The organism is Paenimyroides viscosum (genome assembly GCF_003858535.1).
GTDB classification, from domain to species: Bacteria; Bacteroidota; Bacteroidia; order Flavobacteriales; family Flavobacteriaceae; genus Flavobacterium; species Flavobacterium viscosum.
The window spans coordinates 1-21,620 of the sequence record NZ_RQTJ01000019.1 but is presented as its reverse complement, the minus strand read 5'-3'; the positions used below and the strand labels follow the sequence as shown (position 1 = coordinate 21,620).

23 protein-coding genes are annotated in these 21,620 nt (G+C 30.1%); 5 read left to right on the top strand and 18 right to left on the bottom strand.

Translation table 11 applies throughout. The annotated features are described in order from the left end of the window. Nucleotides 1-12 precede the first annotated feature (12 nt). Complete coding sequence (gene mobB / locus EG242_RS09600; RefSeq protein ID WP_124899672.1) at nt 13-1,170, bottom strand: MobB family relaxase; 1,158 nt, start codon at nt 1,168-1,170, stop codon at nt 13-15. Then, nucleotides 1,170-1,733 carry a BfmA/BtgA family mobilization protein gene (locus EG242_RS09595; RefSeq protein WP_124899671.1) on the bottom strand — a complete coding sequence of 188 codons (564 nt, stop codon included), beginning with the start codon at nt 1,731-1,733 and terminating at the stop codon, nt 1,170-1,172. Before EG242_RS09595 ends, mobB begins: the two co-directional genes overlap by 1 nt. Before the next feature lie 297 nt (nt 1,734-2,030). On the opposite strand from EG242_RS09595, the gene EG242_RS09590 reads away from it, so the two are divergent. Next, entirely contained in the window at nt 2,031-2,219 is a 189-nt protein-coding gene (locus tag EG242_RS09590) for a hypothetical protein (RefSeq protein WP_124899670.1), read from the top strand. Between the two features lie 102 nt (nt 2,220-2,321). On the opposite strand, the gene EG242_RS09585 is transcribed toward EG242_RS09590, so the two are convergent. Beyond that, entirely contained in the window at nt 2,322-2,633 is a 312-nt protein-coding gene (locus EG242_RS09585; protein WP_090410538.1) for a hypothetical protein, read from the bottom strand. A gap of 543 nt (nt 2,634-3,176) precedes the next feature. Here EG242_RS09585 and EG242_RS15150 point away from each other — a divergent pair. Beyond that, on the top strand, nt 3,177-3,311 hold the full coding sequence (locus EG242_RS15150; protein WP_262673791.1) for a hypothetical protein: 135 nt from the start codon (nt 3,177-3,179) through the stop codon (nt 3,309-3,311). 123 nt (nt 3,312-3,434) lie between these two features. Here the strand turns inward: EG242_RS15150 and EG242_RS09580 are convergent, their stop codons facing one another. The 8 genes from EG242_RS09580 to EG242_RS09545 form a co-directional block, all read right to left on the bottom strand. Continuing rightward, on the bottom strand, nt 3,435-6,536 hold the full coding sequence (locus EG242_RS09580) for a type I restriction endonuclease subunit R (protein WP_124899669.1): 3,102 nt from the start codon (nt 6,534-6,536) through the stop codon (nt 3,435-3,437). 38 nt (nt 6,537-6,574) lie between these two features. After that, entirely contained in the window at nt 6,575-7,765 is a 1,191-nt protein-coding gene (locus tag EG242_RS09575) for a restriction endonuclease subunit S (RefSeq protein WP_124899668.1), read from the bottom strand. Further along, complete coding sequence (locus EG242_RS09570) at nt 7,762-9,309, bottom strand: type I restriction-modification system subunit M (RefSeq protein WP_124899667.1); 1,548 nt, start codon at nt 9,307-9,309, stop codon at nt 7,762-7,764. The genes EG242_RS09575 and EG242_RS09570 overlap by 4 nt, the downstream gene beginning before the upstream one ends. Before the next feature lie 41 nt (nt 9,310-9,350). After that, nucleotides 9,351-9,740: a hypothetical protein gene (locus EG242_RS09565; RefSeq protein WP_124899666.1), complete on the bottom strand. Its 390-nt coding sequence runs from the start codon at nt 9,738-9,740 to the stop codon at nt 9,351-9,353. Between the two features lie 55 nt (nt 9,741-9,795). Further along, nucleotides 9,796-10,359: a recombinase family protein gene (locus tag EG242_RS09560; protein WP_124899665.1), complete on the bottom strand. Its 564-nt coding sequence runs from the start codon at nt 10,357-10,359 to the stop codon at nt 9,796-9,798. Between the two features lie 126 nt (nt 10,360-10,485). Continuing rightward, the gene (locus EG242_RS09555; protein ID WP_090410423.1) at nt 10,486-11,049 is read right to left on the bottom strand and encodes a PIN domain-containing protein; all 564 of its coding nucleotides are present in this window, start codon (nt 11,047-11,049) and stop codon (nt 10,486-10,488) included. Beyond that, nucleotides 11,039-11,494: a helix-turn-helix domain-containing protein gene (locus tag EG242_RS09550; protein ID WP_090410424.1), complete on the bottom strand. Its 456-nt coding sequence runs from the start codon at nt 11,492-11,494 to the stop codon at nt 11,039-11,041. The genes EG242_RS09555 and EG242_RS09550 overlap by 11 nt, the downstream gene beginning before the upstream one ends. 119 nt (nt 11,495-11,613) lie before the next feature. Then, the gene (locus EG242_RS09545) at nt 11,614-12,069 is read right to left on the bottom strand and encodes a hypothetical protein (protein WP_090410425.1); all 456 of its coding nucleotides are present in this window, start codon (nt 12,067-12,069) and stop codon (nt 11,614-11,616) included. A gap of 45 nt (nt 12,070-12,114) precedes the next feature. On the opposite strand from EG242_RS09545, the gene EG242_RS09540 reads away from it, so the two are divergent. Next, entirely contained in the window at nt 12,115-13,368 is a 1,254-nt protein-coding gene (locus EG242_RS09540) for a Y-family DNA polymerase (RefSeq protein WP_090410426.1), read from the top strand. Continuing rightward, entirely contained in the window at nt 13,365-13,832 is a 468-nt protein-coding gene (locus tag EG242_RS09535; protein WP_090410427.1) for a LexA family protein, read from the top strand. Before EG242_RS09540 ends, EG242_RS09535 begins: the two co-directional genes overlap by 4 nt. 81 nt (nt 13,833-13,913) lie before the next feature. Here the strand turns inward: EG242_RS09535 and EG242_RS09530 are convergent, their stop codons facing one another. The 7 genes from EG242_RS09530 to EG242_RS09500 all read right to left on the bottom strand — a co-directional run bounded on the left by EG242_RS09530 (nt 13,914) and on the right by EG242_RS09500 (nt 20,050). Continuing rightward, complete coding sequence (locus EG242_RS09530) at nt 13,914-14,090, bottom strand: histone H1 (protein ID WP_090410428.1); 177 nt, start codon at nt 14,088-14,090, stop codon at nt 13,914-13,916. 244 nt (nt 14,091-14,334) lie between these two features. Beyond that, nucleotides 14,335-15,132 (bottom strand): topoisomerase C-terminal repeat-containing protein, encoded by a 798-nt coding sequence (locus EG242_RS09525; protein WP_090410429.1) that lies wholly within the window; start codon nt 15,130-15,132, stop codon nt 14,335-14,337. Nucleotides 15,133-16,259: 1,127 nt separating this feature from the next. After that, the gene (locus tag EG242_RS09520) at nt 16,260-17,414 is read right to left on the bottom strand and encodes a hypothetical protein (RefSeq protein ID WP_124899664.1); all 1,155 of its coding nucleotides are present in this window, start codon (nt 17,412-17,414) and stop codon (nt 16,260-16,262) included. Between the two features lie 146 nt (nt 17,415-17,560). Next, on the bottom strand, nt 17,561-17,785 hold the full coding sequence (locus EG242_RS09515; RefSeq protein WP_124899663.1) for a hypothetical protein: 225 nt from the start codon (nt 17,783-17,785) through the stop codon (nt 17,561-17,563). After that, nucleotides 17,769-18,047: a hypothetical protein gene (locus tag EG242_RS09510; protein ID WP_090410432.1), complete on the bottom strand. Its 279-nt coding sequence runs from the start codon at nt 18,045-18,047 to the stop codon at nt 17,769-17,771. The genes EG242_RS09515 and EG242_RS09510 overlap by 17 nt, the downstream gene beginning before the upstream one ends. Next, nucleotides 18,040-18,639 carry a ParA family protein gene (locus EG242_RS09505; RefSeq protein ID WP_090410433.1) on the bottom strand — a complete coding sequence of 200 codons (600 nt, stop codon included), beginning with the start codon at nt 18,637-18,639 and terminating at the stop codon, nt 18,040-18,042. The genes EG242_RS09510 and EG242_RS09505 overlap by 8 nt, the downstream gene beginning before the upstream one ends. Nucleotides 18,640-19,066: 427 nt before the next feature. Beyond that, on the bottom strand, nt 19,067-20,050 hold the full coding sequence (locus tag EG242_RS09500) for a zincin-like metallopeptidase domain-containing protein (RefSeq protein ID WP_158608861.1): 984 nt from the start codon (nt 20,048-20,050) through the stop codon (nt 19,067-19,069). Nucleotides 20,051-21,030: 980 nt separating this feature from the next. Here EG242_RS09500 and EG242_RS09495 point away from each other — a divergent pair. Then, complete coding sequence (locus tag EG242_RS09495; protein ID WP_024565581.1) at nt 21,031-21,360, top strand: DMT family transporter; 330 nt, start codon at nt 21,031-21,033, stop codon at nt 21,358-21,360. Nucleotides 21,361-21,620 lie beyond the last annotated feature (260 nt).

The following is a 21,620-nucleotide window of genomic DNA, read 5'->3' as shown; positions in this document are numbered from 1 at the left end:
AGCAATAGTAATTTACATTCCGTAACCTTTTTCAATAGTTTTAGCTACAGTTTTGGCAACTTTAAGTGTTAACTGTGCTGGATTAGTTGGTATACTCAAATGCGTAGGAATATTCATTCCTAAATTTTGTGACAGCTGCATTTTCAATATATGTGATGGATTTGAAATAGGTATTCCTACATACCTACTCAATTCTTTTTTCACATTTTTTACAATTCCATTTTTATTATTTTCTCGGAATCCTTTTGTATTAGCATTTTTCTTCATCGCTTCATACGATTTAGAATAATCTCGATTATAATTAAAAAAATCATCAAAAGTTTTTTCAGCATTTTGAAAAAAAGCATCTCTGTTAAAACCTATTGTTTTATTCTTTTGATTATTGAGTTGCGAGTTTTGTTCACGATATTTACTCATTGGTGACAAACTTATTTTACTGCGAGGATCATTCGTTCTATCATGTCGAGAAACAACAATATGCACATGATAATTAACTCCTCCTTTAGCAACTCCTTCTTTGATTACTTCTCCAGAGAAATAATCTTTATATAAAGATTCTTGTAAAATTTTTATTCGATTTACATCTTTGGTCTTCTCAATTTTTTTAAAAAGTTTTTTATTTACTAAAACTTGACTGTCTTTAAAATTGTACGTACGTTGCGTTTCAACTCGACCGTAATACATTAAATTTTCATCAGTAATTTTCTTTCCATTAATTTCACGATCAAAGTTTTTAGCATATTCCTTCATGACCTCTCTACTATAATTCATAAGCATATCACGCATCATAACATCACGTACATTTGCTAAATCTTTGTCAGATAATTTGATTTTTTCATTCTTCATTTTATCCTCTAAAAACTGATCAATTCTTTTTAAAAGATGTTTCTGTTCTAAATAAGAAGGAGAAATATTTATCATGTAAAAGTTTGATTCTTTTATTCCTCTTTTACCTCTATTATTATCAATATTTTCAATCACTGTATCTTTAGGAATATTGATATTTTGTTGATCAAAAAAACCAATTGATTCTTTATTTTCATCTTTGAAAATAGATTCCTCTTGAACAAATCCTTGTTCTTCTTTTTCTAAATATTCAAAAATATTCGCACAAGAAGAAGCGTTTGAATTATTCACGTTTGCTTTATGTGGAGTAAAATTGATATACATTATTTATTGATTAATTGTTTTAGTTCAGTTAATCTTTCTGGTGAAATATTTGTTTCTACTTTCGTTCCCATCAGTCCAGATTTAGTAGTAATAGAATTTAAAATTTCATTGACTAATGGACGTAAATTATTTAATTCATTGAAATATAAATCACGACTTTTTTTAACCTGTGCTAATTCGATTTTATATTTTTCAATATCAGTTTCAGTAGAACTATTTACTTCAATATCTTTCTTAACTTCATCAATAACATCAGCTTTAAAATTCGCATCATTATTGTGATACATGTCATAAACTTGATTGCGAATTGGGATAACAGATTCCTTTTCAATATTCCGAATAATTCGAATTACATCTTCAATTCTTTTCAATGTTTTGTCATTAGACTTTTCAATTACATTGTGCCAATCTTCAGTATAATTTCGATTCAAATCGAATTTATTATCTATAATAAAAGAAGTCATTTTTTCTACAACTTCCGCAAAAGTTTTGATGCTATAATTTTCTTTTAACTGATCAAGCTTTAACTTTGTAGAAACATCAATACGAACAACATTAGACATAAGTTACAGATTTTAATACAGTTAAATTATTAATTTTCAATCTAATAAACAAATTAAGTTACATATTTGTTTACAAATTACTTTATAGTGTATGTTATTTTATTGATTTTCAATAAATTATTAATTACGGGGCAATTTTGCCCCGTATCCTCTCGCTAAACATACACTATAACTTTAGCCCCTGATTGAACATATATTTACAATACGTCATTTCTATCGGTACAGCAATTGTGTCAAACAATTAAATTTTGTATTTTTAGAAATCATTTTAAATAACATTAAATTTTTTTATAAGCTATGGAAGAAAAAAATGTAAAGAAAATTTCATTGAGATTGTACAAGGTTCAAACACAATTAGAAGCCTTAAATGATGAAAATTTAAAACCACTTATCAAAGAAATTGAATCCATTGATAAGGATCTTTTGAAAGAAAATAATTTAAAATTTTCAACAAAAATGAAGAAAGAAATTCTTGATTTTATGTAAAAAAAAACACTCGGTCGAGTGTTTTTTTTTTACATTGAATAATTATATTATCTAATACTTTTCTAATTTGTTACTTTTAGTAATTAATTTGTTATTGATATTCTATTCAAACTCTGCTCTTATAAGGTCTTCAACTTTTTTATGAAATTCGGTGTCTTTTATCAACGTTTGAGGTTTAAAACCGAAAGGATTACAGTATAATTCTGCTTTTATAGCTTTAATATAATCTTCTTTAGTTTCATAAATCATAATTTCTCCCGAATCGTAAAAAGTTATTTTACCTACTACATCTTTTTTTGCTTTATTAATTGTCTTTTCAAAAAACGAACTATTCTTTGAAGCAAGAGCTTGGTCTTTTTCTGTAGCTTTTTGATCGGTCTGTAAAGCATCGGAACTATTTTTTAGATTTTTCATGATTCTAATTTTTGTGTTGTTGTTTTATATTGAACATTCTTCGTGAGTGGTCGCTTATGGCTTTTCTGTGCCAAATGATAAGATTGCATACGGAGATTTTAATAAAGGCAAGCAAACCGTTTAGCTGCTCCATTTTTTAATGGACCGATACACGGTTTACGAAACGGTAAATTAATTTCGGAGCATCTGCGAATTAGAAGTTGAAGGAAATGCAAGGTTGGAACCGGCGGAATTTTTTACAAAAATTATGACTGTTACAAATGCAGCAGTACCGTATAAATTCTTATGAAGTGAAACCTAAATTAATTTTTAATAAAATCGACTTGCAATAATTTTGCACCAAGAAAACCATAGTTAAGGCGGATACTGGCGATAGAATGCTTAAAAACAACAACAGTACAGATTGGGAAAAATCACTTAAAACCCGATGATTAAAGACTGGACAAAAGCTTTTATTTTTAAATAAAATATTAATCTTACCTTTGCAAAAATTTAAAAAACCTTGGAAAACATTATAATTAACATTAAATTTTTTTATTAGCTATGGAAGAAAAGAATGTAAAGAAAATTTCATTGAGATTGTACAAACTTCAAACACAATTAGAAGCCTTAAATGATGAAAATTTAAAACCGCTTATCAAAGAAATCGAATCCATTGACAAGGATCTTTTGAAATAAAATAATGTCAAGTTTCCTGTAAAAATGAAGCAAGAAATTTTGGAGTTTATGTAAATAAAAAACAGCTTTCCATAATGGAAAGCTGTTCTATTTTAATTAAGATTTTAGTTATAATTAATAAAATTATAATCTACCTCCCACCCCCTTAAACTTATCAATAAAGGCACTTATTTTTTGAAAAACAGTTTGCTTTTTTGTAAGATATTGTGGATTTAACGGACTCATTTTTGGTAAAATGGCATTTAATTCTGTACCGTTAGAACTTGCGTATTCTCGTTTTAAAGAAGATTCGATGTAGCGTTTTGTCGCTTCTTCGTTTAAGTTTTCCTCTACGATTAATTCAGTAGCTTCTTCTTTTTGTTTGACTTGTGCATATTTAAAGAACGAATCAATAACCGTTGCTTTATCTGGAATGGTATCTAAATCTGTTTCGTTAATGAAATCCACTACTAAAGATTCTTTTCCTCTATTCCCAATACTTGCACGAATTACTCGGCTTACTTCTTCTACTAATTCAGCTTTGTCTTTTGTTTTCTTATTGTGCTCAAAGATCAATTCTAAGATGTAATCTAAATTAATCTCTTGTGATTTTAATAAATCAACTTCAAAAACAACATCATCCCAATCGATTCCACCATCTTCTGGTTGTTTCCCTTCTTTTTCTTTTCTTAACCAATCACGAATATCATTATACGTCGAACGATAGTCTTGTTCTACACGTTGTGGTAACAACTGAATCTTTTGCATCACAGCTAAATCATCATCTGAAACATGGTACATTTCTTTGAATTCTTCTACAGCAGTCGCATCGCTTTGGTCAATGCTTTGTAAGGCTTTTAGACTTGTGAATTCATCGTAGTTTTGTAAGATATTTTCAACGCGTAAGTATTCTCCGAATAATTTTGTAAACTCCTTTTTATCCTTCTCCTTTTCAATTGCATCTGGATTTGGGAATTTTGTATTTAATTCGTTAACTACTTCAATAAATCCTCTACGTGCATCACCTGTTGAAGCGTCGGTAAAACCTTCTAAATATTCTTTGTAGCTTTTCTCTAAAACAACATTCTTCGTGTTTTTATTTCCAAATAATGTGATGGCATCAATCGTTGCTTGTTCCAAATCGCGGAATGTAACAATATTTCCAAAAGATTTCGTTGCATCTAAGATACGATTGGTACGAGAAAATGCTTGAATTAAACCATGGTAACGTAAGTTTTTATCAACGAATAAGGTATTTAATTTTGGTGCGTCAAATCCAGTTAAAAACATACCGACAACGATTAATAAATCGATTTCTTTGTTTTTTACTCTTTCTGAAAGATCACGGTAGTAATTCTGGAATTCATCGCTATCCACACCATAACTTGTTTTGAACATCTTATTGTAATCGTTGATGGCTTTCGTTAAGAATTCTTTTGCTGTACTGTTTAAAGCAGAAGGCTCGAATGATTCATCTATGATTTCTCCAATTGCTGATTGTTCTTCGTTCGCTGCAAAAGAAAAGATCGTCGCAATCTTCAACGGTTTTTCACTGTCAATTTGCTGACGGTTTAATTCTTCGTAATAATGTTTAGCTGCTTCTACGCTACTCACGGCAAACATCGCATTGAAACCGTTATTTCCGCCTTTTGTACGGTGTGTTTTAATGCGGTAATTGTGTAGGATGTATTTCGAAATTTCGCTGATACGTGCAGGATGCAGAAAGGCTTTCTTCGCATCTTCTGCATTCAATTTCTTTTCATCTATTTCTGTCTCAACCCCTTTGAATTGAGGTTTAACATTGTGGTAATCCACTTTGAATTTTAAAACCTTTTCATCTCTGATGGCATCTGTAATGACATACGCGTGTAATTCTGAACCAAAAACACTTGCTGTGGTTTCTGCACCTAATGCATTTTCAGGGAAAATTGGTGTTCCTGTAAATCCGAATTGGTAATATTTTTTGAATTTCTTTTGCAGATTTTTTTGGGCTTCACCAAATTGAGAACGGTGGGCTTCATCAAATATGAAAACAACTTGTTTATTGTAAATATCCAACTCTTGATCCCCCTTCATTAAGTTGTTTAACTTCTGAATGGTTGTGACAATAATTTTGTTGTCGTCTTTTTCGATATTTCGTTTTAAACCTGCTGTACTGTTTGAACCGTTGACACTATCAGGCGAAAATTTTTGGTATTCTTTCATGGTCTGAAAGTCTAAATCCTTACGGTCTACCACGAAAAATACTTTATCGATAAAATCTAATTTAGTCGCTAAACGAGCAGCCTTGAAACTGGTTAACGTTTTCCCTGAACCAGTAGTATGCCAAATGTACCCACCACTTTCTAAAGATGACCATTTTTTGGTTTGATAAGCACTTTTAATTTTCCATAAAATACGTTCGGTTGCTGCTATCTGATAAGGTCGCATGACCAATAATGTATCTTTGATGTCTAAAACCGTATAGGTTAGTAAGACATTAAGTAGTGTATTTTTTTGGAAAAATGTTGCTGTAAAATCCTTTAAATCTTTGATTAACGTATTATCAGCCTTTGCCCAATTCATCGTGAAATCGTAACTGTTTTTGTTACGCGTAACGGTATTGGCAAAATAACGTGTATCTGTTCCATTCGAAATGACAAACAACTGCAAGTATTTAAATAACGAATTGTCTGAATTAAAGCTTTCTTTAGAATAACGGTGTACTTGATTAAACGCCTCACGAATGGCTACGCCACGTTTCTTTAGCTCTACTTGAATCATCGGTAATCCGTTGACCAAAATCGTTACATCGTAACGATTGGCGTGCGATCCTGTTTGTTCGACCTGTGAGATGACTTGCACTTTGTTTCGCGTAATATTCTCTTTATCGACTAAATAGATGTTTTGAATGTGTCCATCATCAAATACAAAATCGTAGATGTGGTTATCGTGAAGTTTACGCGATTTATCGACTAAACTATCACTTGGTTTATCTAAATATTCTACAAGGAAACGCGCCCATTCGTTATCGGTAAATACCATATTATTCAATGCTTGTAATTGCGTACGCACATTGGCTAACATAGCATCTGTTGATTTTAGATGAGATGGATTCTCGTATCCCAGATTAATTAAATCTTGGATGAATTCTTTTTCTAAGGCAGCTTCTGATTGATAAGCCACTGGAGCCTCATTTAATTCGTAGAATTTGGTGTATTTGTCCAATACAATGTAATTGTTGGATTCTGCGATAGTTTTGTACATCTTATGTTATTCTAGTAGCTGTTAATTGGTTGTATGGTTTAGTTTTGAGGAAAGCTTAATAACTTTTCTCGGTAATATTCGTATTGTTGGGTTCTTAGTTTAATTTCTTTTGTAATTCCTTCTTCAATGGCTGTATGTGTGGCATCGAATTGATCTAAGAGTTTTACAATACGTTCTTTTTCTTCTAATGCTGGATTAGGAATTTTTATACTATTTAAATTTTTCTTATTTAATTTAGGTTGAGCAGCTCCAGTAATATATGGTGCTAAATCAATACTATTTAAATAATACTCAACAAATAATCTTTCATATTTTGTTTCGAATTTTAAGATATGAGCATGATTATTTACCCAATTCTTTCCACTTATACTAAAAGCGATTGGAGTTGATCTTGCCAATAAATTAGCACCATCTTCTGAAACTAATAAATAATCTCCATCGAAAATATAATCTTCAACATAATCTACAATTCCAGAAGCACCATAATAAGGTATTTTTCCTGGTTTTCTTTGACTACTTGTGATAGGTTTTCTTTTGGAATCTAAATTTTCTGCTAATTCCCCTAAAGCAACATAATTATTTTCACCCTCCTCAAACCTAAACAACTGTTCACGAAAGAACTCGAATTGTTTTTTACGGTTTTGGCGTTCGGTTTCTAATTCGGTTGTTAATTGATTGGTTAACGTTGTTAATTCATCTAAAACACGAACAATTTCTTGTTGGATTTCTATTGGTGGGATTGGAATTTGGATTTTAATAAATCTTTTCTTTGAAACATTATATCTTGTCACTCCACTAGCTGTTTTAATAATTTCATCTCGAATAGATTTACTTCTAAATAGATATTTAGTAAATTCTGGTAATAATTTGATTTCAGAATTAAATCTTAATCCAAAAGAAAAACTATTAAGATAAACTTTAGCATCAGATTTAAAAGTTATGGCAGAAGAAATACCAGCTTCACTAGCATTTTCAGATGAACCTGTAAATAATACATCTCCATATTTAACTTCATATTGATTTTCATCTTGTGAAACTTTTACCATTTCAAGTGTATCAAAATCAACTTCTATATTGTTGTAAATATTTTTATAAGTAACATATTTTGCATTACCATCAGTAAAATCAGACTTATTCTTACCTTTAAGTCCACCATATATTTCTGAAATTTCTCCTAATGATTTCCACTCCACATCAACCCCTTGTAATAACTCGTCTAATTTGTTCATCCTTCGATTTCTTTAATTAGGTTATCAATTGCTGTGCGTAACGTTGTAATGTTGTTTACTGTATCTGCTAGCTCGGTATTTAAGACTTCAATGTCTATCACTTCGCGTGTATCTACTGCTTCTACATACGAACTTACCGAAAGGTTGTAATCGTTTTCAGCAATTTTTGTATTGTCTATCGTTAAAGCCACATGTTCTACATTTTCTTTCGAATCGAATAACTGCATGATCTTCTCGATGTGTACATCCTCTAACATGTTGTTATTGGTTACTTTCTTGTAGAAGTCTTCACCTGTTGCATCGATAAATTGTGTGGTATTCTCGGACTTGTGTTTCGATAAAACTAAGATGTTTACTCCAATAGACGTTCCGAAGAATAAATTTGCAGGTAAGCTAATCACTGTTTCTACAAAGTTGTTGTCCACCAAGTATTTTCTGATTTTTTGTTCTGCTCCACCTCGGTAGAAAATACCAGGAAAACATACAATGGCTGCACGTCCTTTGCTTGATAAGTAATTCAACGCATGTAAGACAAAGGCAAAATCTGCTTTTGATTTTGGTGCTAAAACTCCTGCAGGAGCAAAACGATCGTCGTTAATTAACGTTGGATCATCTGAACCTACCCAATTCACCGAATAAGGTGGATTAGATACAATGGCATCGAATGGTTTATCGTCGATAAAATGAGGATCGGTTAAGGTATCTCCTAATTGAATGTTGAATTTATCGTAATTGACATTGTGCAAAAACATATTCATACGCGCTAAGTTGTAGGTTGTATGATTGATTTCTTGTCCGAAGAATCCATCCTCAATAATGTGGTTATCGAAGTGTTTTTTGGCTTGTAATAACAAAGAACCCGAACCAGCGGCAGGATCGTAGATTTTGTTAACCGAAGTTTGTTTGTGCATCGCTAATTGCGCAATCAATTTCGATACGTTTTGAGGCGTAAAGAATTCACCTCCCGATTTCCCTGCATTGGCTGCATAGTTAGAAATTAAGAATTCGTACGCATCCCCGAATAAGTCGATTTGACTATCCTCGAAACTACCAAAATTTAACTCGGCCACACCTTTAAGGATTGCAGTTAATCGTTTGTTTTTATCTTCTACGGTATTTCCTAAACGTGTACTTGTTGTATCGAAATCTGCGAATAATCCTTTGATATCTTGTTCAGATTCGTACCCATTCGCTGAGTTTTCAATATCTGTAAATATTGCTTTTAAGTCTGTATTTAGGTTTGAATTTGTATTGGCATTATCGACTACATTACAAAACAATTGACTTGGATAAATGAAATATCCTTTTGTTCTAATAGCATCGTCTTTGATTTCTGGTGTGATGATGTCGTCTGCTAATTTTGCATAGTTTACACTTTCATCTCCACCTTCGATGTAATTGGTGAAATTCTCACTTATGAAACGGTAGAATAATGTTCCTAACACAAAGTGTTTGAAATCCCATCCGTCTACTGAGCCACGTACTTCGTTGGCGATTTTCCAGATTTTGGCTTGTAGTTCTGCTCTTTGGGCTGTATTTGTCATTATATGTTTTATGTATTTTTATTTTTATAGCTACAATAAATTTATAATCTATATTCCCTCCATAATAGTCCAAAAGGTATTTGTCGCAAATGGATTAAATTTTCTTCATTTATTGGAAATGCAAACTCATCTTGAAAACAAATTACTGTTAAAGCAGAATAATCTTTATCAGGGTCTTGAAATGTATTAAAAACCATTAATTCTAAAATAATACAATAGTGAGGAAAATCATCATCATCATTCACTCGTGGATCCATGACATAATAAGAACTTCGATAAAAAATACGTTTAGCACGTTGTTTTATATCTTCTAAAACATCATCATTTAGTTCTTTATTCGCAGTTCCCTCAATTAAAGAATCATAAGTTTTCATCTGGTAGATTTTAGTTATTTCAATCTCTACCCCATTTATTTCTATAAGTGTTTCCATAAAATAATTTTTTAAAAATAAAACATTAGGACGTCATTAATTGTCATCTAAAACTTTATTTTTCTTTTTCAACTCTATAAAAGGTAGTTTTACTTAATCCGGCTTGTTTACAAGCTTTATCAATGCTCAATTTTTTATTGTCGTAAAGATGCTTTGCGAACTGATATTTTTCTAAAGTTTCTTTTGAAACTCCTTGTGGTCGCCCTAAATTTTTATTCCGTCTCCTTGCTCCTTCTAAACCGTGTTTCGTACGTTCGCTAATCAAGTTACGTTCAAACTCTGCTACAGCGCTAAATATCTGAAGTAAAAATTTACCATTAGCTGATTGCGTATCAAATTCGGGTTCTGTTATAGATTTGAAATGAATCTTCTTTTGATTGAAGGTTTCAATCAAATCTACCATATTTTTAAGCGAGCGAAAAATACGATCATTTTTATATACTAAAATAGTATCACCAGGTCGAGCAAACTCTAAAAGTTCTAATAACCCTTTACGATCTTCTTTCACTCCACTAGCAACATCTGAGAATATCTTTTCACATTTGTGTTGGTTGAGTAAATCTATCTGATTTTGTAAATTTTGATCCTTTGTTGATACCCTCGCATATCCAATTGTCATAAAATAGTACTATAAAACGTTACTATACGAAACTACTAAAAATAACGATAAATAGCACTATTATAAATAAAAAAAGAACTACTAAAAAGTAGTTCCATAAAACGGTCGATTTTTGGTATAATTAAATTACAAAAGAGTATGTAAATAATCTGCTGTTTGATTTAATCCATTTTTTCTAAAACTTTCTAATACTTGAAATTCATCCATTGCAGGGTTTTTGCGATTTAATACCAAATCTTTAAAAGCTTGGAGGGCTATTTTTGGATTTAAATCTATGATATCCGTCAGAAAATCATCTGCACAAACTGCCTTCAATCCAAAAGAGTCTAAATAATCATCTGGAAAATCCTTCAAATTATTAGTTACAATAATATTAGCATTTACTTTAATAGCAGCAGCTAATACATGTCTATCATCTTTATCAGGTAAATTTAAATTTTCAATTAATCCTTCATAATTTAATACTAAAGCATCGGGAAATGCCAAATTTGCTACGTTTATCCGCTTCTCTGCTTGTGAAGATTCAACTCCCTTTCGAATCATTACAGATTTCCATTCATCAAAAATGATTTTACTCCATTTTGGGGTATATAAATCATAATGAGCAAACCAAAATAATAAATCTCTAATCACGATAGGAAATATTACATTGGTATCAAGAACAGCTTTGTACCTTACACTATGAATCATATAAACCTATTTCGTCATCAAAGTTCATAATATCAATGATATGCTTTTTCTGTTTTTGCTTCATCTCGTTTTTATATTTGATTACATCTTCAAATAAAATACGACGATGTCTTCCAACCATTGTAAAATCAATTTCACCTTGCTCTAAAAGTTTAACTAAATGTGGTCTTGAACAGCCCAATATTTCAGCTGCCTTTTGAGTAGTGACTTCCGTTGCAATAGGGACAATAGATATTGGATTTCCTTCACTCATTGACTTTAAAATTTCACTTAAAAGTTTTAAAGCTTTAAAAGGTATTTTAATTCTGTCGTTTGTTTCTTCGATTTCTATTTCAGTATCATCTTGTTTCAATTGTGATAAAATTGAAGAAAGTGCTGAATAAGATTCAATAGCCACTCGTTGTTCTTTCTTAGTGGGTCTTTTTATATAGTCTAATGCTTCCATATTTTAAATTGTTTAAACAAATTTAAACGAAATAAACGAAATAACCAAAATAAACGAAAATAAATAATTTTATATTTCGCCTATTAGTAATTAAATATAACTGCCGTAAAATGTTTTTATCAACTAAAATTCCGAGAATAATCTAATATCAAATTAGTAAGATTTTCTTTTATAAAAAAGTACGAGTCCTCTTCTAAAAATCCTAATGGGGCATAATCAATATAACGTTGACGATAATTGTTATACATTTCAAAACTATGTAAAAAGTCTAACTCTGTTTTGCGATCATTTAAATACGAATTTAAATCAAAATAACTGTCCCGAGTTGGGGAATATGAAAAAGCTAATAATTTGCCAATACCTTCAACAAACCAATTTAATAAGTCATTAATTATAAATTGTTCGGGGATTTCAAAAGTATATCCATCCGTATCATAAAAAAGATAAAAATCTGTTTGAAAACGATTATTAAAATCTTCTAAATTTTTCGCTACAATCTCAATGTTAGATATATGCTCAGGTTCTAATGAATTTCCTAAATCTAACGCTAAACAAACGACGTTTCTTGGCATCATAATAATTTAACTTTAGCACGTTTACTAATTTAATAATTTTGTAGGATGTATGCTTTAGTCGATTGTAATAATTTTTATGCGAGTTGTGAAAGGGTGTTTAAACCTCAATTACGGCATAAGCCAATTGTTGTGTTAAGCAACAACGATGGCTGTGTTGTGGCGCGTTCTAACGAAGCAAAAGCACTCGGTATTCCAATGGGAGCACCCGCTTTTGAATACAAAAAGTTATTTCAGGATAATAGTGTAAATGTATTTTCATCAAACTACGCTCTGTATGGCGATATGAGTAACCGTGTAACTCGAATCCTTAGAAAATATACACCTGATTTAGAAGTTTATTCGATAGATGAAAGCTTTTTACAATTCAAGGGATTTGAAAATTATGATTTAGTATCGTATGCAAAAGCGATACGGAAAGAAGTGCTTAAAAACACTTTAATTCCAACGTGTATTGGAATTGCGCCCACAAAAGCATTAACTAAAGTGGCCAATAGGATAGCTAAAAAATATCCGCAATTAGAAGGTGTATATGCTATAGATTCCGAAGAAAAACGGATTAAAGCTTTGCGATGGTTAGCTATTGAAGATGTATGGGGTATTGGTAGACAATTTGCTAAAAAATTAAAGGCAAAAGGAGTAAATAAAGCATTAGATTTTACAAATCTTCCTGATGAATATGTCCGAAAGGAATTTACTGTAGTTGGTTTACGACTAAAAAAGGAATTAGAAGGCATATCTGCTATGGAACTTGAAGATGTAAAAACAAAAAAGAATATTGCTACGACAAGATCTTTTGATAAAACGTATGAAGATAAAACCTATCTACAAGAGCGCATTGCTACTTTTGCAACCACCTGTGCCGAAAAATTACGCAACCAACATTCTACTTGTAGAATAGTTACTGTTTTTATTTTTACCAATAGATTTCAAACAGATAAACCACAATATTACCAATCTGTAAACGTAACCATCCCCTACCCTACTAATTCATCAATTGAGATAATTAAGTATGCTAAAAAAGGTTTAGATATTATTTTCAAAAAAGGATATGGATATAAAAAAGCTGGCGTTATTGTTGGAGGAATAAGTCCAGAAAGCGAAAAGCAATTCAACTTATTTGAAGATGAGCACCCACAACACCGCAAGCTGATGAAGGTAATGGATCAACTTAATTTTAAATATGGAGTAAAAAAATTAAAAATTGGTTCACAAGCACTGGATAAAACATGGAAGATGCGCCAAGATCTTTTAAGTCCAAATTATACAACTAATTGGAAAGATATACTTAGAGTAAAATGATAAATTTTAAAAAAGCACCGTACTTCGGAACAGAATTGGAAAATCTAACCATACATAGTGATGGTGAAAAAAAATATGTTCAAATATTAGGAGGTGTGCGTGCAGGCTTTCCTTCACCTGCTGAAGATTTTTTAAGTGATCGTATTAGTTTAGACGAACGCTATTTATCGAAAATAGAAAGCACTTTTCTAAATTTAGTTAAAGGACGATCGATGTATCCCGAATATCAGGAGAATGATATAATCATTCTACGTACAGATTATGAACCGTGTCATAACGATGATATTGTAGTGTCGATTAATTCATCAGAATATACTTTAAAAAGATATGATAAGCACAATAGTACTTTAATAGCTTTAAATTCTGATTACGCAAAAAGCGTAAAAATTGATGAAGATGATGAAGTAATAATATTAGGTGTGGTAGATGCTTTGATCAGAGATAAAAAGAAAAGAAATATATAAATATATTTCTATGTATATATTTATATATATCGTATTATAATCAAAAAATAAAGCCGTATCTTAATATATACGGCTTGTCTATTATTTTTTAGATTCTTCTAAAGATAACTTTCTAAATTCTTTTAAAAGTTTCTCTAAAGCTAAAGATGATTTTCTCGCTCTTGTTCCAGCAGCTTTATTTTCTTTTTCCATTTGTAATTGAGCATCTGAATTGAACGTTTCAAATTCTGCGTTCAACTGTTCTAAAAGTTCTTTCATTATAATACTATTTTATGCAAATATAGCATTTGAAACAGTAATAGGGAGAGACTTTACATTAATATTTTAATGCTTTAAAATTGAAAATTATCATAATCATCTTTAAAAAGTAAGACTAAATTATAAAACAATATTTAAATATAAAGCTATCTTTATATTTAAATATGTATATACTTTTATATATGTATATTTATATATATTACTATACATATATGTTCTTAAATATATGATAACAAGTAAGTTATTATAATACTTTACATTTAAAATTTTCATCTAATGAAAGCCTTCCCTCAAAATCCTTATCTTTCCACCTAAAAGATTTAACATCAGTTTGATCTCCTCTAAGTAATATTTCTACATCATTAGAAGATAAATTATAGCCAAAAATTGATGGCCAAATTATAAAATCACATCTTAAATCTGATAGATAATTAGTACAACCAAAGAATTTCTCCATTTTCAATACGGCACCGCTACACTTCGGACAATCTCCTAAAGAGTAATCAAATTGCACTTGAAAAGTACTGTCATTTACAAAAAGTTTTGCTTGAAAATTAATACCTTGTTTTGAAGTAAAATTTAAAAAAGGAGTGTAGTTGCCAGTAACTAATAATCGTACATTATCTTCAGTCATTGCAATTCCATTATAAGAACGGTAAATAAACATTCCACATTTACGGTTAAAATAATTTTCACATCCCCAGCCTTGCTTTGTTCTTAGAATTTCGCCATCACAATTAACACACTTAACATTATCTACAATTTGATTTCGAAACTTATAATTAATATAACCGTGTACTATTTTTAATGCAGCTTCAAATTTTTCACCTTTATCATCCACAAAATCTGAATAAAATTTTGTTTCGTAATTGTGAAGTAAGTCAAATAGCATTTCGGGAGAAATATTTTTCTTTGAGTACGATTTATAAATAAAAAAATTGCACAACTGCTTATTATTTTCAACGAAATTACATTGAAATTTATCCTCAAACTCTAAAAGCTCTCCTTTGTTGCAAATGGGGCATGTACCAACTCGTTTCATTCTATAAAATTAGCTATTATTTACAAAAATTCGCCGGGCACTGGTGAAAATATAGTCTTTCCTTTTCGGACTTTTTTATCAATAATGGGAAAAAGATTAAAAAAATTCCTTTTAAAATGGGAATATGATTTTATGCGTTTCTTAGTTTAATTTTAATATTAATTTTAATATTAATTTTAAGCAACTGTTTTTTTTAGATATAAAGTATTGTTTTGTAGGGTTTTATAGCCTATATTTTAAGTTATTTTGGGTAGTGGAATCTCGAAGATATGGGTAGTAGAATGTCGAATGCTTGGGTAGTGGAATCTCGATTTTTGGGTAGTGGAATCTCGAAATAAATTTATGTGGGTAGTAGAATCTCGATTTTTGGGTAGTGGAATGTCGATTTTTGACATTAAAAACTGACTCTAAATCTAAAAAAAGTGCGATGGGTAGTGGAATGTCGAATATTAAATGGGAAAACTGCATAAAATACGGGTAGTGGAATGTCGAAAAAAAAGGAAATGATGGTTTTTCATTGAATTTTGGGTAGTGGAATCTCGATTTTTAATAATTAAATCATATAAAGATACGATAAATTAATAATGTAATATGATGATAAACAGTATAAATATATACTCAACTGTAAAAATAAACATATATAAAGCAATGATAGTTAACACATTAATATAACATGGGTAGTGGAATCTCGAAATATACATCTAAATTATCTTAATATATCAGTGTATTTATATAACGATGGGTAGTGGAATGTCGAAAAATTGAAATTTAAGTTAGGTGCTAAATTTCAAATATATAAATACCGAAACTAAATGATCATCAACCAGGTATCTTATTTAATTTTAATTCATTAAGGATTAATGGGTAGTAGAATCTCGAAATAATTAAGTAATTAATCTTGATATATGAAAGGCTTTATATAATGATGGGTAGTGGAATGTCGAAAACTAAAAGAAAAGATTTCTTTAATTTATTAATAGCTTTGTTTTAATGGGTAGTGGAATGTCGAATATTAAAACAGATATTTTAATCGAAACTATTGTATACATTGAAATTTCGAATAAAATCTTAGACCCTCACCTTAAATATGGGTAGTGGAATTTCGAAAATATTAATAAAAAATGCTCCTACAACGGAGCATTAAAAATTGGATAACCCTTAGGGGATATTTGAGCGTGTTTCGTTACAGAATAAATAGAAATAACTTCTTCTTGAATTTCATCTAACAATTCTGAGAAAGGAATATCAGTAATTAAAGGTTTGTTATTATCTTTTCTTCTTGCTGTATTATATTTCTTAACCACATTCTTATATGCACTGCTAAAGAGAAACTTTGCACCAAAATCAATATTAAATATTTTTTCCAAATGCTCTAACTCTTTTTTAGTCAGGTTATGTCTTTTCTTAATATAAGAAAGTTTATATAATTTAAATTGATCGTCCTGACTTGCAATATTCGAAGATTCTGCTGCGCCACTTCCAATGGATTTAAGCTGATATCTCGTTATACCTATGTAATTTCCATTTACAGAGCTATTAAAAGAGAAAGACGAGGATTTGTCTAATACTTTTTTAATCGGATCTAAAAAGCCCTTTTTAAGCGTTCTTAAATCTTTATAATTAATTCCCCAGGTTCTATTCATATATTCTAAAGTAACCTTAGTACCATCTTCTCTAAGAGTATTTAGCCAGAGTGCAAATAGGAACTGTTTATGAGATTTTACAGAATACACTAAAGAATATAGAACGTAATTATAATTTGCTAAAGCTACTATCTTTTTAAACCAATAAGGATTAATATAAAAAGATACTTGTCCTTTATAAATGGTTGGATCAATAATTAAACCACCATAAAATTGTTTTTTTTCTACTTCACCTTTAGAGTTAAAAAACTTGACCGTATGCCATTCTTGCTTGTAATTAACTAAAAATTGAAGTCCTTTTTTAGTTAACTCTAAATTTCTTGATTTAGAAATATCAGAAGATTTCATTACTATTTTAGCATAAGATTCGTCGTCTTCTAAATAAGTTTTCTTAAATAAGTCCAATTGAAAACTATCATCTGAAACTCCATATTGGAACTGCTTGTTTCGTAACGTATTTAAAATATTAATTATAATACGGTTCGCCTCAATCGGCATGGATTCTTTAACAACGAAATTGCCATTATCTTCATGAAAAAATAGATCTCGATAAAATTCATTAGAAATTTTCACCTTATCAGCAATCTTATTGCTGCTAAAGGTTTCTTTTACTTTATTATCTTTTTCTTCCTCATTCATAAGTTGTAATTTTCTCTCTCGTTAAAGTGCTGTAATTTAATAAATATTTTAGTGACCAAATAAAATTTAATCGTATATTTGAAATACGAAAAGGAAAACAAAATTTATTTTGTTTCCGAAAGAGGGGCTTCGGCTCCTCTTTTATTTTATGGTCGGGTAGGGTTCTTACCGTTTAAATAGTTAGCTACTTGTTGCTGACTTTCTTTTTCATAAACATTACAGAATAACCATTTGTTTTCTCCTGTAAAGTTTTCATCAAAATACTTAATCAGGCGTTTTACTCCAGCTGATCCTTGTACAGCACGATATTTAACCCAGTTACCATTTAAGAGCTTTACGTTTACTACATATACTTTATTTGACTTTTCCATGATAACGCTTTAAGAATTCATTGTATTCTTCCTCATAAACGTTTACTAATGCAGTATTAATCAATTCTTTCACAGTCATTCCTTCTATCAATGATGCTTTATTTTTAAGGAACGTAATCATTTCGCTCGGAACTTTTACATATAATCCTTTTTCAGACGTAGAAGGTTTTTGTACCGGCACCACTTTTTGTACTGGTGTTTCTACTTGTGTTTTTTTTACCTGATTAACTAATGCAGATAAATCTACTTTTTTATTAGCCATTACTTAAAAGTTTAATCATTAATTCTCTTGTCAAATTCTGAAGTTGATTACTCGCTTTGTGCTTTCCTTCAACTCCTTTGGTTACAATACTGTTGGTAATTGCATCATAATCGTTGATTACAGTGTTAGCAATAGGAACATCCAACTCATTAAAATTTTCACTTAATCTATCTTTAAGTGATGAATTAGCTTTAATTCTATTAAAAACGATTAAAGATCGATCTACAGCATTATTATCTTTAATAATCTGTACAGTTTTATCAATAGCTAATAAATCATTAATACTCGCTTGCGTTGGTATTACAATTAAATCAGCTTGTTGTACCAATGAGTGTATTTCTTCGAATAGGTAAGGAGGTGTATCGATAATGATGAAATCGAAATCTTCATGCGGAATCTTATTAATTTTACGATCCACATCAATATACGTCAGCTGGTCATTTAAGTCTTTTACTTGAAGTAATGTACCTTGATAATCCCAATCAATTAAGCCAACCTTAGCATCTTGGTTGAGTAAATTTGCAACATTGTAAGACAATGTACTTTTCCCAACACCACCTTTCTGATGAGTAAATAAAATGATCTTAGCCATAATTCATCTATTAATTTTTATCAAAAATAAAACAAAATATATTGATATACAAATATGTGTATAGTTAAATATTAATATATTTACATATAAATATATATTTATATACTACTGTTTTTTATAAAATAATATTTTATAAATACTTTATTACAAATGGGTTAAACACACTAATTTATATCGTAAAATGAACAACTAAAAACTAAACCGATTGTAAAAGGTTGTGTTTTGTGAATGTACCATATAATTGTTTACAGCAAGGGGTATTTCCCGGGTGTAAAGTATTAGAGGGTTAGATAGAAATTTAACTTTGAAATAGGGTGGGTGGGTAAGAAAATATTAGGATAAAAATGTAAGGTATCACTAACTAAAGCAATCCGCCCCGAAGGGGCAAATTTTTACGCCCTTTAAAAATAATAAAGGGCGTAAAAGATTATGATTTAAGATAATTTATTGCTTTATTCGCATAACTAAAAGCCTCTTCTAAAATTTGATGTTTTTTCTCTTCAGATGTATGCTTTAACCAACTTTTTAGATAGATAATTGAGTTAATAAACTGCTCCGAATAATTAAATTCTAATGAAAACAATAAAGAACCCAGTTCAGCAACTAACTCTTCAAAAGCATATTTATTTCTACCGTCTTCAAAATCTTGGTCTAATCGGTTTAACCGATCTTTGTGTCCTGTCCAATGAATAATTTCATGAAAAACAGTTGAATAATATGCACCCTTATTTTTGAAATACTGCGGTTTGGGTAAATGAATTTCATCTTTTCCAGGAGTATAATACGCTTCGCCTTGTACTAGATGTTGTAAGGATAAATTTTTGGTTTCAATTAAATCATTAATAAATTTTTCGGCACATTCGTCAAGCTCAATGAATTCAATATCTGCAATAATAGGAAAGTCACAATCATTTATATTTTCAATGTTATCCGTATGAAATACACGATAATACTTCATAAAGCTTTTTACTCGATATTGCTTTTGTTTGGTGCTATCTAAAGCCTTAAAATCAGCAAGTTGAATACGTTCTTCCGTTTCTTTATGTCTAATATCATAACTAAAGTACTGTATAGGCAATGATTTTGAGCCTTTTTTTATTTTACCTTTTGATTTAGTTATTTGATTAAAAGTTGCATAATAGCAATTTGAACGCTTATTAATCAACATATCAAGTGCCAATATAAATTGGTTTAATCGTGTGTAAGATTGTAAAGAAAGTCTGTTAGCAGGCATAAAAGATACATTTTCTTTTAAAAAATGTTGCCAATGTTTCTCTTCTACGCTTTCCAGTTGTTCAATAATTGAACTAAAGAACAAATCGTTATAATTATTCTTTGTAGTTTGAGCTTGGCTCTTATCTGTTGTTTTAAAGGTTCTTTTTGCTTGGGCAGTTTTTACATTTGTTTCCATAATAAAATAATATTTAATAGTTCTACAATTTTTATTAATCATTCTTCGTGAGTTGTCGCTTATGGCTTTTCTGTGCGAAATAGAACTATTGCCTACCGAACGATTTATAAAAGGAAAAATCCATTGGCCGCTACAGAACTGAAGCTGACAAATGGATTCGACTGGTAAATATATTTAGGAGTGTCTGCGAGTTAGAAATACACGATAGATAAACTGAAAATTGGCGTTATTTTTCCTAAAAATAATGACGATTTTAAGGTGATATCTATTTTTGTAGTTCTTAAGAAGTAGAAACCTCAATAGATTTTTATAAAGCGGAATAGGCAATTATTTTGCAACAAGAAAACCATATATGGCGATCACTCCGAGTAGAATGATGTAAAAAGAGGAACAACTATTTTCAATATATTGATGGAGCAATAAAAACCAAGCAAAAAGAATAACTTAAAACATTAATTACTTTTCCTTTAAACTGGGATGAACACACTAATTTCTATCGTAAAATGAACGACTAAAAACTCAACCGATTTTAAGAGGTTGTGTTTTGTGAATTTATTGTTTAATTATTTACAGCAAGGGGTTATTTCCCGGTTGTAAAGTATTAAACAGTTAGATAGAAATTTAACTTTGAAATAGGGTGGGTGGGATTATTATCATGTTCATGTATAAAAAATAATATAATATAAAGAGCTTATCAACACCTAAATTTCCAGATTCGTATTTTGTATATATTTTATTTAAAATCGCATTAAAATTTAAAATTACAATACAAATTACGCACTATATCTTTTTATTATATCCCGTATTATACCTATGTTGATAAAGAATAAACAAATATTTCTTAAATAAATGTAATTGCGTATATTTGGGAGTTATCTGCAAGCATATCCAAACCCATTTCATAGAAGGAATTTCACAAAAAAACTATCTAAGAATTTAAATTATAGTAATTTTATCTTAACAAAAAGTAATAACAAACAATGAAATATTTATATTTAGCATTAGCGATTGTTCTTGAAGTTTTAGGTTCAAGTTTTATGAAAGCATCTGACGGATTTTCAAAACTTTTACCCACGACAATAACAATAATAGCATATATTGCTTGCTTTTTCTTCCTTTCTCAAGCATTAAAATCAATACCTTTAGGAATTGCTTATGCGATTTGGGGAGGTTTAGGAATTGTCTTAACTGCATTGATTTCAGTAATTATCTTTAAACAATCTTTGGATTTACCAGCAATTATTGGAATTATTTTGATTGTTGCAGGTGTTTTTGTTATGAACTTTTTCTCTAAATCTTCAACACACTAAAAAATGCCTGCAGATAACATGGGTTTTGCAAGATGCGGGGTTGAAGTAAATCTCAGAAAATTTGTAGAAAATACCCGCAAACAACTTTTCCATTTTTAGTTTTTTCGTAATTTTAAAAAATGGAAAAAGTTTTTGCTAGCGTTCGGTTATCCTCTCCACTTCCGGTTGCAGTAGCCCGCACCTCGCAAAGCCCTTTCCCGTTATGTGTAATTTTAGCCGCAAACGCAGTTAAAACAAAAAGGCTCCGAATTTCGGAACCT